This is a genomic window from Amycolatopsis heterodermiae (genome assembly GCF_034929455.1).
Classification (GTDB): Bacteria; Actinomycetota; Actinomycetes; order Mycobacteriales; family Pseudonocardiaceae; genus Amycolatopsis; species Amycolatopsis heterodermiae.
Genome location: NZ_JAYFSI010000007.1, coordinates 12,555 through 25,199 on the forward strand (window position 1 = coordinate 12,555; position 12,645 = coordinate 25,199).

At 71.1% G+C, this 12,645-nt stretch carries 12 protein-coding genes; 4 read left to right on the plus strand and 8 right to left on the minus strand.

What is annotated here, in order from left to right; genetic code table 11:
• The first annotated feature begins 48 nt into the window (after positions 1 to 48).
• Positions 49 to 543 (plus strand): hypothetical protein, encoded by a 495-nt coding sequence (locus VA596_RS27880; protein WP_323331141.1) that lies wholly within the window; start codon positions 49 to 51, stop codon positions 541 to 543.
• Positions 544 to 547: 4 nt separating this feature from the next.
• On the opposite strand, the gene VA596_RS27885 is transcribed toward VA596_RS27880, so the two are convergent.
• A complete protein-coding gene (locus VA596_RS27885) occupies positions 548 to 1,216 on the minus strand; it encodes a response regulator (RefSeq protein WP_323331142.1) in 669 nt (222 codons plus the stop codon).
• A complete protein-coding gene (locus tag VA596_RS27890; RefSeq protein ID WP_458364019.1) occupies positions 1,213 to 2,850 on the minus strand; it encodes a sensor histidine kinase in 1,638 nt (545 codons plus the stop codon). The genes VA596_RS27885 and VA596_RS27890 overlap by 4 nt, the downstream gene beginning before the upstream one ends.
• A 91-nt stretch (positions 2,851 to 2,941) precedes the next feature.
• Here VA596_RS27890 and VA596_RS27895 point away from each other — a divergent pair, with 91 nt between their 5' ends.
• Positions 2,942 to 4,309 carry a cation:dicarboxylate symporter family transporter gene (locus VA596_RS27895; RefSeq protein ID WP_323331144.1) on the plus strand — a complete coding sequence of 456 codons (1,368 nt, stop codon included), beginning with the start codon at positions 2,942 to 2,944 and terminating at the stop codon, positions 4,307 to 4,309.
• Positions 4,310 to 4,429: 120 nt separating this feature from the next.
• Here VA596_RS27895 and VA596_RS27900 read toward each other — a convergent pair whose 3' ends face one another.
• The gene (locus VA596_RS27900; RefSeq protein WP_323331145.1) at positions 4,430 to 4,831 is read right to left on the minus strand and encodes a winged helix-turn-helix transcriptional regulator; all 402 of its coding nucleotides are present in this window, start codon (positions 4,829 to 4,831) and stop codon (positions 4,430 to 4,432) included.
• A 105-nt stretch (positions 4,832 to 4,936) separates the two neighbouring features.
• Here VA596_RS27900 and VA596_RS27905 point away from each other — a divergent pair, with 105 nt between their 5' ends.
• Entirely contained in the window at positions 4,937 to 6,355 is a 1,419-nt protein-coding gene (locus VA596_RS27905; RefSeq protein WP_323331146.1) for a DHA2 family efflux MFS transporter permease subunit, read from the plus strand.
• Positions 6,356 to 6,540: 185 nt separating this feature from the next.
• Here VA596_RS27905 and VA596_RS27910 read toward each other — a convergent pair whose 3' ends face one another.
• The 4 genes from VA596_RS27910 to VA596_RS27925 form a co-directional block, all read right to left on the minus strand.
• Positions 6,541 to 6,984: an SRPBCC family protein gene (locus VA596_RS27910; protein WP_323331147.1), complete on the minus strand. Its 444-nt coding sequence runs from the start codon at positions 6,982 to 6,984 to the stop codon at positions 6,541 to 6,543.
• Between the two features lie 4 nt (positions 6,985 to 6,988).
• Entirely contained in the window at positions 6,989 to 7,714 is a 726-nt protein-coding gene (locus VA596_RS27915; RefSeq protein WP_323331148.1) for an anti-sigma factor family protein, read from the minus strand.
• Positions 7,711 to 8,265 (minus strand): sigma-70 family RNA polymerase sigma factor, encoded by a 555-nt coding sequence (locus VA596_RS27920; RefSeq protein WP_323331623.1) that lies wholly within the window; start codon positions 8,263 to 8,265, stop codon positions 7,711 to 7,713. The genes VA596_RS27915 and VA596_RS27920 overlap by 4 nt, the downstream gene beginning before the upstream one ends.
• Before the next feature lie 144 nt (positions 8,266 to 8,409).
• Positions 8,410 to 8,904 carry a COG4315 family predicted lipoprotein gene (locus tag VA596_RS27925; protein WP_323331149.1) on the minus strand — a complete coding sequence of 165 codons (495 nt, stop codon included), beginning with the start codon at positions 8,902 to 8,904 and terminating at the stop codon, positions 8,410 to 8,412.
• A gap of 222 nt (positions 8,905 to 9,126) precedes the next feature.
• On the opposite strand from VA596_RS27925, the gene VA596_RS27930 reads away from it, so the two are divergent.
• Positions 9,127 to 9,714, plus strand: a complete 588-nt coding sequence (locus tag VA596_RS27930) for a fibronectin type III domain-containing protein (protein ID WP_323331150.1) — start codon at positions 9,127 to 9,129, stop codon at positions 9,712 to 9,714.
• A 13-nt stretch (positions 9,715 to 9,727) separates the two neighbouring features.
• Here VA596_RS27930 and uvrA read toward each other — a convergent pair whose 3' ends face one another.
• Positions 9,728 to 12,589, minus strand: a complete 2,862-nt coding sequence (gene uvrA, locus VA596_RS27935; RefSeq protein WP_323331151.1) for an excinuclease ABC subunit UvrA — start codon at positions 12,587 to 12,589, stop codon at positions 9,728 to 9,730.
• Positions 12,590 to 12,645: the final 56 nt, after the last annotated feature.

Here is a 12,645-nt window from a genome sequence, read left to right on the forward strand (position 1 = left end):
GCGCTGGCGCTGCTGACGGCTTGTTCGACACCGACGCCGGAACCGGTCGTGAGCACCACCAGTTCGACGATTTCGCCGACGCCGAAGACGGTTTCGTCGTCCGACGCTCCGGCGCTGGGCAACGGGCCGGGCTCACAGCCGCCGACCACGCCGCAGCCACCGCCGCCGCAGTCTCCGGACAAGGTCGTCTCGGCGTGCCCGTTCCTCGGGGTGACCGAGGTCAGCGCGGCGATGGGGGCCGCGCTCGACGCGTGGGCCGAGGAAGCGGAACCCGACCGGACCTGGCGGGCCCCCGTCTTCCGCTGCGACTACCCGTCCCGGGTGGGCGGCAGGCAACTGCAGCAGCTGTACGTCACCGCCGTGCCGGGCACCGGGCGGTTCGACGCGGTGCTGAGGGAGTGGTCCCAAGAGTGCGCCGACGTCCCGAAGCCGATCGCGGGGGTCACCGGGACCGCCCGCACCTGCTCCCCGACCACTCCCGGGAAGGAAGGCGTCGTCCTGCTGGTCGCGAAGATCGCCCAGCTCCTAACCGACCTGCTGTAAGGCGTTATACGCGAGTCGGCCGGTACCAGACCTCGGGCCGTCCGACCTGGCCGTAGTGCGGTTCGCGGTGGGCCATTCCGTTGTCGGCCAGGTACTCCAGATACCGGCGCGCGGTGACACGGGACGCGCCGATCGCCGCGGCCGCCGCACCTGCCGAAAGGCCTTCCGCCGCGCCGCTCAGGGCGTCGGTGATCGCTTCCAGGGTCTGGACGCTCATGCCCTTCGGCAGCGGTGGTTGCTCCGTCGTGCGCAGCGTGCCCAGGGCGCGGTCGATCTCGGCCTGGCCGGAGACCTCGCCGGAGGCGTCGCGGAACTCGGCGTAGCGCTCCAGTTTTTCGCGCAGGGTGGCGAAGGTGAACGGCTTGAGCAGGTACTGCACGACGCCGACCGACACCGCGGCCTTCACCAGGCCGAGGTCGCGCGCCGACGTCACGGCGATGACGTCGATCGGCAGCCCGGCCGCGCGCAGGGACCGGCAGACCGCCAGGCCGTGCGTGTCCGGCAGGTAGAAGTCCAGCAGCACCAGGTCGACCGGCTCGCGTTCGCAGAACCGCAGCGCCTCGCCGCCGGAATGGACCACGCCCGCCACCGAAAACCCCGCGAGCCTCTCGACGTAGACGCGGTGCGCCTCGGCGGCCACCGGTTCGTCCTCCACCACCAGCACCCGGATCACCGGTCCGCCTCCCGCCGCGGCAGTCGCACGGTGAACACCGCGCCCCCGTCCCGCCCGATGCCGACCGTACCGCCGTAGCGGCGCACGGCTTGCCCGACCAGCGCGAGCCCGAGTCCGTGGCCCTCCCCCGCCTTCGTCGACCAGCCGCGGCGGAAGACGTCGGCGCCCTCGGGGACGCCGGGGCCGGTGTCGGCGACGCGCAGCAGCAGTTCGTCCACGTCGGACCGGGCGGTGACGACGACGGCCGGGTGGCCGCCGCCGTGGACCGCGGCGTCGATGCCGTTGTCGATCAGGTTGCCGAGGATGGTGACGAGGTCGCGGGCGGCGACGCCGTGGGTCGCGTCGTCGATCATCGTGTCCGGCGTGATGGTCAGCTCCACCCCGCGTTCGCTCGCCTCGGCCGCCTTGCCCAGCAGCAGCGCGGCGAGCACCGGTTCGGCGACGGCGCCGACGACCCGGTCGGTCAGCTCCTGGGCGAGGGCGAGTTCGGCCGTCGCGAACTCCACGGCCTGCTCGGGTTTTCCGATCTCCACGAGGGAAACGACGGTGTGGAGCCGGTTCGCCGCCTCGTGCGCCTGCGACCGCAACGCCTCCGCGAGGCCGCGCGCGGTGGTCAGTTCCCCGGTCAGCGTCTGCAGTTCCGTGTGGTCGCGCAGGACGACGACGGTGCCCTGCGCCCGGCCGCCCGCGCGGACGGCGGTCGTGCTGACCAGCAGCACCCGCGCGTCCGTCAGGTGCAGCTCCTCGGCGCGGTTCTCGGCCGACCCGAACGCCGTCACCAGCTCGGCCGGCAGGCCCAGCGCGGTCAGCTCCCGGCCGACCGGGTCGGCTTCGAGGCCGAGCAGGGCGCGCGCACCGTCGTTGCACAGCCCGATCCGGCCGTCGCGGCCGACGAGCAGCACGCCTTCGCGGACCGAATGCAGCACGGCTTCGTGGTATTCGAACAGGTTGCTCAGCTCGCCGGGCGCGATCCCGCGCGTCTGGCGGCGCAGCCGGGCGCTGATCAGCCAGCCGCCGAGCGCGCCGACGAGCAGCACGGCCCCGGCGACGCCGAACAGCGGCCACAGCCGCTCGCGCAGCTCCGCCGAGATCGCCGCGACCGTGATCCCGACGGCGACGAGCGCGACCACCCGCTGGCCCGGGCCGAACACCGGCACGACCGTCCGGATCGACGGGCCGAGGGATCCGGTGTAGGTCTCGGTGAGCTCCTGCCCGCGCTGGGCCTGCGCGATGGTCCCGATGTAGTGCTGGCCGATCAGGGCCGGGTTCGGGTGGGTGTAGCGGATCCCGGCCGGGCTCATGATCGTGATGAAGTCGACGCCGGTGTCGGCCTGCACCTCCAGCGCGAACGGCTGCAGCGTCACGCTCGGGTTCGCGGTGGCCACCGCGGCGACGACGGACGGCGCGTCAGCCACCGTCGAAGCGACCGCCCGCACCTGGTCCTTGGCGTTCTGGTCGGTCGCCCGCGACGCGTCGAGGTAGGCGAACGTGATCCCGGCGCCGGCGAGCACGCAGAGGACCACCAGCTGCAGCACGAGCAGCTGGCGCGCCAGGCTCCAGCGGGACGACGTCGGGGACACCTCCTCATACCAGCACACGTGCGCCCTGGTGTCCGAAGGGGACGGTGACATCATCGCGCGAACTCAATGAACACAAGTGAGCCGGGTCACGAAACTGGGCCTACAGTGTGCCGCAACCTGGAACACCCCTGAGCTGGAGGCAACGGTGCCGACCCCACCGACAACCGAGGAGACCCCGCGCAAGCGGGACAAGACCCACTACCTGTACCTGGCCGTGATCGTCGCGGTGGCGCTCGGGATCCTGGTGGGCTTCCTCTTCCCCGGCTTCGCCAAGGGCCTCAAGCCCCTCGGTGACGGCTTCGTCAACCTGATCAAGATGATGATCACGCCGATCATCTTCTGCACCATCGTGATCGGCGTCGGCTCGGTCGCGAAGGCGGCCAAGGTCGGCAAGGTCGGCCTGATGGCCCTGTTCTACTTCATCATCATGTCGACCTTCGCCCTGGCGATCGGCCTGGTCGTCGGCAACATCCTGCACCCGGGCAGCGGCCTGCACCTGAACCCGGCCGACGTGAAGAGCGTCCAGAAGTCCGCCACCGGCGCCGAAGGCCCGGTCGACTTCCTGCTCGGCATCATCCCGAAGACGTTCGTCTCCGCTTTCACCGAGGGCGAGGTCCTGCAGGCCCTGCTGGTCGCGCTGCTCGTCGGGTTCGCGCTGCAGAAGCTGGGCCCGAAGGGCGCCCCGATCCTGCGCGGCATCGAGCACCTCCAGCGCCTGGTCTTCCGCGTGCTCTCGATGATCATGTGGGCCGCCCCGATCGGCGCGTTCGGCGCCATCGCCGCGGTGGTCGGCGCGACCGGCTGGGCCGCGCTGAAGAGCCTCGCGGTGATCATGATCGGGTTCTACGCCACCTGCCTGGTGTTCGTGTTCGTGATCCTCGGGATCGTGCTGTGGCTCGGGGCGCGGGTGTTCATCTGGAACCTGCTGCGCTACCTCGGCCGCGAGTTCCTGCTGATCCTGTCGACGTCCTCGTCGGAGTCGGCGCTGCCGCGGCTGATCGCGAAGATGGAGCACGTCGGCGTGAGCAAGTCCGTCGTCGGCATCACGGTGCCGACCGGCTACTCGTTCAACCTGGACGGCACGGCGATCTACCTGACCATGGCGACGCTGTTCATCGCCGCCGCGCAGGACGAGCCGCTCTCGATCGGTTCGCAGATCGGCCTGCTGGCGTTCATGATCATCGCGTCGAAGGGCGCGGCGGGCGTCAGCGGCTCGGGCATCGCGACGCTGGCTTCCGGTCTGGCTTCGCACCGGCCGGAACTGGTCAACGGCGTCGGCTTCATCCTCGGCATCGACCGGTTCATGTCGGAGGCCCGCGCGCTGACGAACTTCGCCGGCAACGCCGTCGCGACCGTCCTCATCGGAAACTGGACGAAGGAGTTCGACCGGGAGAAGGCCGAGCGGGTCTTCGCCGGGCAGGAACCGTTCGACGAGTCGACCATGCTCGACGAGCACAGCCACGCGGCCGGCACCGACGACCTGGACGACGCCGTCAAGGAACCCGCGAGGTAACCCCCACACCGTTCGTGCTCATGCCCCCGCTGAGCACGAGCCACGCGGGCCGCGGTGCGAGTTCCCCGACTTCGCATCGCGGCCCGTTTCCATGTCTCCGGCAGATCAGCAGGCCGGTCTTCAACAAGCGGAGTGGCCGTCGTAGACGACGCGGGCCGCGGCGATCGACTCGCGGTGCCGCTCCGCCCAGCCGAGCAGGCCGGTCAGCGACTGGTACAGCTCCTTCGCCATCGGCGTGGCCTCGTACTCCACGCGCGGCGGGACCGTCGGGTAGACCGTGCGCACCAGCAGGCCGTCACGCTCGAGGTTGCGCAGGGTCAGCGTCAGCATCCGGCGGCTGATGCCCTCGACCGCGCGCTCCAGCTCGGTGAACCGCACCGGCCCGCGCATGGCCTCCAGCAGGATGCCGATCGGCCACTTCCCGCTGACCCGGTTGATGACCTCGAGCAGCGTGCAGGCCTCGAGTTTCTCCGGGTCCACCTCGGCGACCTGGACAGGTACATCGATGTTCCCCTGGGACATGGAAGTGCCTCCTTCACGGCGCACCCATGGTCACACATGATGGGCACTGTTACAAGAAGTGCCCTGGAGACGACCAGGGGAAATGCTCGACTGGAGGGGCCTGACATGCCCGAGAACCACCCGACCCGATCCCGCGGCCTCGCCTTGGCGGTGCTGTGCGCCGCGTCGCTGATGGTCGTGCTCGACAGCAGCATCGTGGCGGTGGCGCTGCCCGCGATCCAGGCCGACCTCGGCTTCACGCCCGCCGGGCTCGCCTGGGTCGTCACCGCCTACCTGGTCGCCTTCGGCGGCCTGCTCCTGCTGTCGGGCCGGCTCGGCGACCTGCTCGGCCGCCGCCGGGTGTTCCTCGGCGGCCTGGGCCTGTTCACGGCGGCGTCGCTGGCCGCCGGCCTGGCCGGCAACGCGGCGGTCCTGGTCGTCTCGCGGTTCGTGCAGGGTGTCGGCGGGGCACTCGCGTCGGCCGTGGTGCTCGGGATGATCGTCACGATGTACCCGGAGCCGCGGGCCCGGGCGAAGGCGATCGGCGTTTACAGCTTCACGCAGGCCGCGGGCGCGTCCATCGGGCTCATCGCCGGCGGCGCGCTGACCCAGGCGCTGAGCTGGCACTGGACGTTCTACGTCAACCTGCCGATCGGGGTGGCCGCGCTGGTGCTGGCCGTCCGGGTGGTCGACGCCGACCGCGGCACGGGCCTGCGGGCGGGCCTGGACGCGCTCGGCGCGGTGCTGGTGACCGCCGCGGTGATGCTGGGGGTCTACGGGATCACGTCCGGCGTCTGGGGCGCGCTGGCCGCGGCCGCCGTCCTGCTGGCCGCGTTCGTGGTGCGGCAGGCGAAGGCGCGCACGCCGCTGCTGCCGCTGCGGCTGTTCCGGATCCGCGCGGTCACCGGCGCCAACCTGGTGATGGTCCTGATGGTCGCCGGGATGCTCGGTTTCCAGTTCGTCACCGCGTTGTACCTGCAGCAGGTGCTGGGCCTCGACGCGCTGCGCACCGGCGTCGCGTTCCTGCCGGTGCCGGTGGTGATCGCGGTGGCCTCGCTCGGTTTCGCGGGCCGGCTCGCGGAGCGGTTCGGGCCGCGGGCGGTCCTGCTGTCCGGCCTCGGCCTGGTGATCGCCGGCCTGCTGCTGCTCACCCGGGTTTCGGTGCACGGCAGCTACTTCACCGACGTGCTGCCGCCGTTGCTGGTGATGGGCCTCGGCGCCGGCGTGGCGATCCCCGCATTGATGGGCCTGGCGATGAGCGACGTCGCACCGGAGGACGCGGGCGTCACGTCCGGCCTGATCAACACCACGCAGCAGGTGGGTGCGGCGATCGGGACGGCGGTGCTGGCGACGGTGGCCGCGTCCCGCACGGCGAGCCTGGGTTCCGCAGACCACCGCGATGCCCTGGCGTCCGGCTTCCGGCTGGCCTACGGCACGAGCGCGGGCTTCCTGATCGCGGCCATCGCGCTCGGCGCGGCGGTGCTGGCCCGCCGTCCCCGCCGGAGTGCCACCGAGCCGGAGGTCTGCGTCGCCGGCTCCGCGTGATCGAGAGTCACCGGCGTGTCGTCGCTCTGATCACGCGTGTCGGCTTCTCGATCACGCGGGATGAACCCCGGCGCGGGGACCGGCGCCGGTTCCGTGTGATGGGGAAGCCGACACTCGTGATTGCGGGGTCGACACGCGTGATCGGGGCGACGACACGGGTTCTCCCGGCCGTGCCGCCGTCCCGATCACGCGAGGTAGGTGCTCAAACCCCGGTGGCCCCGGCGCATCATCAGCGCGTGGTTCACGCGGAAGAGTGGCCGGGCCACCGTGTCCAGCCGCCGCAGCAGCGCCTTGCGGGCGTGGACGTCCTGGGTGATCTCCAGCAGCGTCCCCGCGCCCGTCGCGCGGACGGTGCCCGCCAGCACCCCTTCGAGGTCTCCGCTGAGCCTGACCCGCATCAGGCCCGCCCGCTCGTCCTGGTGGTCGCGGTGCATCCGGACGACCAGCCGGAACGGGAGCCGCGAGCGGCAGACCAGTTCGGCGGTGTCGTCGTCCACGCGGCGCACCGTGCGGACGTCCGACCACCACCGCGGGTAGCCGGCGAGGTCGGTGACCGCGCCGAACACCCGCTCGGGCGCGGTACCGGGCAGCAGCCAGGAGCTGCGGAACCGGTAGCGCGCGCCCGTCACGGCCTCACACCGGGGCCGAGACCAGCTTCCGGCCGTCCACCGTGACGATGTCGACCGACTTCACGTCGTCGGGCGCGACCAGCGCGGACCCGTCGAGCGAGAAACCCTGGCTCTCCCACTTCTCGGACACCTTCCAGCTGCCCGCCGTGACCGCTTGACCTTCCTTGGTCACGACCTGCAGCAGGCACTGCTCCCCGGCCTTCACGCCCTTGACCGCGACGTTGACCCGGACCCAGCCCGCGAAGGGGCTCACCGACGCGGCCAGCTGCACGCCGGTCGTCGGATCCCGCCCTTCGGCGTTCTTCGTGCCGGGCACGTCCGTCGCCGGTGCGGGGATCGCGATCGGGCCGCTTTCCGAGCCGGTCTGCCGTCCCACGAGCACCCCGCCGCCGAGCGCGGCCACCACCAGCACCGCCGCCGCGACCAGGGCCAGGCCCCGGCGTGACGCCGGCCGGGACGCGGTCCGCGCCGGTGCCGCCGTCTCCTCTTCGCGCATCCGGCGGAGGGTCTTCTGCAGCAGCAGGTCCCCGCCTTCCGGAGGCCCGTCGAGGAACGCCTCGGGCGGTACCTCGTCGAGCGACTCGCGCAGCGCCACCAGCTCGTTCAGGTCGAACCGGCACTGGGCGCAGGTCTGCAGGTGCCTTCGTTCGAAGTCGGCCGCCTCCGCCGGGTCGAGCGCCCCGAGGGCGTACGCGCCGAGCTGCGTGTGCGTTTCGTCCACGGCGTTCACCGCGCCACCTCCGTTCCGCTTCCCGAGATCATCGAGGCTCTGAGAGCCCTGAGTGCGTAGTACGACCTTGATTTCACGGTACCCGGTGCGACGCCCAGTGTTCTCGCCGCTTCGGCCACCGTCCGTCCCCGGTAGTAGATCTCCACCAGGACCTCTCGATGTTCGTTGGACAGACCGTCCATCGCGCCGAGCACCGTCATCGAGTCGACCACGCCCTGGGCGTGGTCGCGCTCGACGGCCGGCGTCGGCACGCCTTCGGCCGGTTCGGCCACTTCCTGTGGCCGTGCCGCCCGGGCTCGTGCCCGGTCGGTGACCAGGTTGCGCGCGACGGTCAGCAACCAGCCGCGCACCGAGCCCTTCCCGTCGTTCTGCAGGTCGTCTGCGTGTTTCCACGCTCGTACCAGCGTCTCCTGGACCACGTCCTCGGCTGCCGCCCGATCACCGGTCAGCCTCGTCGCGTAGGCCAGCAGGCTCCGCCCGTGTTCGGCGTACAACTGCCGAATCAGGTCTTCGCCTTTGGCCTTCTTCGGCCGCCTGCCTCCGATCGCCACCCTCGTCCTCCCGACGGTGTTCTGAGTCGGCGAGGACAGTACTGCAACCCGCAGCGCCACCGGCGGTGCGTGGGTCGAGCGCAGCGCGACCATGGTGTTCATCGGCTGCCCGTCCTTCCTCGATTGCCCGGAAACCGTCAGGGTTCAGGAGCCGGCGGCGGCCGGCGCGGTGATCTTGCTGCCGTCCGGCGCGACGGCGAACCAGGTGCCGTTGACGCCCTGGCCGTTCGCCTGCCCCGGGGCCTTGTCGCCCGAGAACTCGTAGAGCGGCCAGCCGTTCAGCGTGAGCTGCTTGCTGCCGTCCTTGCGGGTCAGCGTGCCGACCTGGGTGTCCTGGATGCCCTTGAGCATCGGCGGGGCCTCCCCGGCGAGCACCGGCGGCCAGGTGGCCGCGCACTGACCGTCGCAGGTGGACGTCGGCGGCTGCGACATGTCCTTGTCGAACCGGTACAGCGTCTTGTCGGAGGCGTCCGTGACGACCGCGCCGACTCCCGCCACCGTGGCGGCGGCCAGCATCACGTGCCCGGGCTGGCCGTGTTCCGGCCCCACCGCTCCCGATGCCATGTCGCCACAGGCCGACAGCGGGGCCACGACAGCGAATGCGGCAGCGCAGACGACGGCCGTCCGGATACGGTTCATCACGTTCTTCTCCTCGGTGAGGGCGGCACCGCCGTCCAGCGGACCTCGACATCCCAGACACGGACGCCCGGCCGAAACGGTTCAGCGGGATTCGCGCGGTTCGGTACCGGTTCGCGGGTGGATTGGTGTGTCCCGGTGATCGGCACGGTCTTGTCGCCGTGCGGGCGGGTTCCTAGGCTGATCACCGTCCCGCCGCCGCCCGGATGTCCACGGGAGGCCGCCGTGTCCGTGAAACCGCTCCTCTGCGTGGCGCTCCTGGCCGCGGGCTGTGCCGCCGGCCCGGCGGCCCCGGCGCCCGCCTTCACGGCGTCCCTGACGTCCCCCACCGACGTGGTGCTCCACTGGCCGGACGACGACGCGGGCCACCGGGTCGAGTACGCGAACGACCCCGCCGGGCCGTGGACGACCCTGCGGTTCCTGCCGCCGCACACGACGAGCTACCACCACCCGGACCTGATCCCGGAGACGCCGTTCTACTACCGGGAGCAGCCGTTCACGGGCCCGGTGTCGGCGCCGACGACCGCGGGCGCGCCGGCGGCCACGGACGCGACGGCGCTGCACGCGGTGGCCGGCGGCGACACGGTGACGTTCACCTGGGCCGACCACTCGGCGGGGGAAGCCGGGTTCCTCCTGGAGATCCGCCGCCCCGGCGCGCCGGACTTCGACCCGGTCGAGGTGACGGACCCGGACACGACGACGTGCGCCCTGTCCACCCTCCCGGGTGAACAGGGCTCGACCTACCGGCTCCGGACGCTCTCCTACGGGCCGCTCTCGCCCGTGGTCCGCGAGACCACGGGCAAGGAGCGGTGACGCGCTACCCGGCTTACTCGGCCGCGAGGACGTGGCGCAGGAACTCGCCCGTGTAGCTCGTCTCGACCCCGGCCACGTGCTCGGGCGTGCCCTCGGCGATCACCGTGCCACCGCCGTTGCCACCCTCCGGGCCCATGTCGATGATCCAGTCGGACGTCTTGATCACGTCGAGGTTGTGCTCGATCACGATCACCGTGTTGCCCTTGTCCACCAGCCCGTTGATCACGCCGATCAGCTTGCTGATGTCCTCGAAGTGCAGGCCGGTGGTCGGCTCGTCGAGGATGTAGACCGTCTTGCCGGTGGAGCGCTTCTGCAGCTCGCTGGCCAGCTTCACGCGCTGCGCCTCACCGCCCGACAGGGTCGGCGCGGGCTGCCCGAGGCGGACGTAACCGAGGCCGACGTCGACGAGCGTCGCCAGGTGCCGGTGGATCGCCTTGATCGGCTCGAAGAACTCGGCCGCCTCCTCGATCGGCATGTCCAGCACGTCCGAGACGGTCTTGCCCTTGTAGTGCACCTCGAGGGTCTCGCGGTTGTACCGCGCGCCCTTGCAGACCTCGCACGGGACGTAGACGTCCGGCAGGAAGTTCATCTCGATCTTGATCGTGCCGTCGCCGGCGCACGCCTCGCAGCGGCCGCCCTTGACGTTGAACGAGAACCGGCCCTGCTGGTAGCCGCGGACCTTCGCCTCGGTGGTCGCCGCGAACAGCTTGCGGACGTGGTCCCAGACGCCGGTGTAGGTGGCCGGGTTGGACCGCGGGGTCCGCCCGATCGGCGACTGGTCGACCCGCACCAGCTTGTCGACCTGGGCCAGGCCGTTGACCCGGGTGTGCCGGCCCGGCACCTGGCGGGCGCCGTTGAGCTTGTTCGCCAGCACCGTCGCGAGGATGTCGTTGACCAGCGTCGACTTGCCCGAGCCGGAGACGCCGGTGACCGAGACGAGGCAGCCGAGCGGGAACGAGACGTCCAGCGCGCGCAGGTTGTGCTCGCGCGCGCCGACGACGGTCAGCTGCCGCTTCTTGTCGATCGGCCGCCGGATCGCCGGGACGTCGATCTTGCGGCGGCCCGAGAGGTACGCCCCGGTGATCGAGTCCTTGTTCTTCAGGATCTTCTTGTACGGTCCACTGTGGACGATGTGGCCACCGTGCTCGCCGGCGCCCGGGCCGATGTCGACCACCCAGTCGCTGGAGCGGATGGTGTCCTCGTCGTGCTCGACGACGATCAGCGTGTTGCCCAGGTTCCGCAGCCGGGTCAGCGTCTCGATCAGCCGGTGGTTGTCGCGCTGGTGCAGGCCGATCGACGGCTCGTCCAGCACGTACAGCACGCCGACCAGGCCGGAGCCGATCTGCGTGGCCAGCCGGATGCGCTGCGCCTCGCCACCCGAGAGCGTCCCCGACGCGCGGTCGAGCGAGAGGTAGGTCAGGCCGACGTCCAGCAGGAAGCGCAGCCGGGCCTGGATCTCCTTGAGCACCGCGCCGGCGATCATCGACTCGCGCTGCCCGAGCTCCAGCTCGTCGAGGAACTGCGACGCCTCGGCGATGGACAGCCCGCAGACCTCGGCGATCGACATGTCACCGCGGGTCCTGTGCTGCAGCGTGACGGCGAGGATCTCCGGCTTGAGCCGGGTGCCCTGGCACGTCGGGCACGGCACCTCGCGCATGTAGCCCTCGTACCGCTCGCGCATGTACTCGGACTCGGTCTGCTCCTGGCGCCGCTCGAGGAACGGGATGACGCCCTCGAAGTTCGCGTAGTAGGAGCGCTGGCGGCCGTAGCGGTTCTTGTAGCGGACGTGCACCTGCTCGTCGACGCCGTGGAGCACAGCCTTCTGGGCACGCGCGGGCAGCTTGCGCCACGGCGTGTCCATCCGGAAGCCGATGGTCTCCGACAGCGACTCGAGCAGCCGGACGAAGTAGTCGGCGCTCTGCCCGCCGGCCCACGGCGCGATCGCGCCCTCGGCCAGCGTCAGCTCGTCGTCCGGGACCACCAGCTCCGGGTCGACCTCCTTGCGGACGCCGATGCCGGTGCACACCGGGCACGCGCCGTAGGGCGAGTTGAAGGAGAACGAGCGGGGCTCGAGGTCCTCGATGGCCAGCGGGTGGCCGTTGGGGCAGGCCAGGTTCTCGGAGAAGCCGCGCACGCGGTGCGGGTCGTTGTCCGGCAGGTCGACGAACTCGAGCTCGACCAGGCCGTCGGCCAGGCGCAACGCCGTCTCGACCGAGTCGGTGAGCCGCTGCCGCGACGCCGACTTCACGCTGAGCCGGTCGACGACCACGCCGATCTGGTGCTTCTCCTGCTTCTTCAGCTTCGGCGGGTCGGTGAGCGCGTGCACCGTGCCGTCGACGACCACGCGCGCGTACCCCTGCTGCTGCAGGTTCTCGAACAGGTCGACGTACTCGCCCTTGCGGCCGCGCACGACCGGCGCGAGCACCTGGAAGCGGATGCCCTCGTCCATCTCGAGCACCTGGTCGACGATCTGCTGCGGGGTCTGCTTGCTGATCGGCTCGCCGCACTTGGGGCAGTGCGCCTTGCCGGCCCGGGCGTAGAGCAGCCGGAGGTAGTCGTAGACCTCGGTGATCGTGCCCACGGTCGAGCGCGGGTTGCGCGAGGTGGACTTCTGGTCGATCGACACCGCGGGCGAGAGGCCCTCGATGAAGTCGACGTCCGGCTTGTCCATCTGCCCGAGGAACTGGCGGGCATACGCGGACAGCGACTCGACGTAGCGGCGCTGCCCTTCGGCGAAGATGGTGTCGAAGGCGAGGCTCGACTTGCCGGACCCGGACAGGCCGGTGAACACGATGAGGCTGTCGCGGGGCAGGTCGAGATCCACACCGCGGAGGTTGTGCTCGCGGGCACCGCGAACAACGAGGCGATCAGCCACGCCAGGGTCCCTTCACTGTCATTCTGAGCTGGTTGCCGGCTCGGTCGGAGACTGCA

Bases quoted from the DNA above. Each gene is read 5' to 3' on its own strand.
- VA596_RS27890 (WP_458364019.1), bottom strand. From the start codon at position 2,850: ATGATGTCACCGTCCCCTTCGGACACCAGGGCGCACGTGTGCTGGTAT.
- VA596_RS27900 (WP_323331145.1), bottom strand. From the start codon at position 4,831: ATGTCCCAGGGGAACATCGATGTACCTGTCCAGGTCGCCGAGGTGGAC.
- VA596_RS27905 (WP_323331146.1), top strand. From the start codon at position 4,937: ATGCCCGAGAACCACCCGACCCGATCCCGCGGCCTCGCCTTGGCGGTG.
- VA596_RS27925 (WP_323331149.1), bottom strand. From the start codon at position 8,904: ATGAACCGTATCCGGACGGCCGTCGTCTGCGCTGCCGCATTCGCTGTC.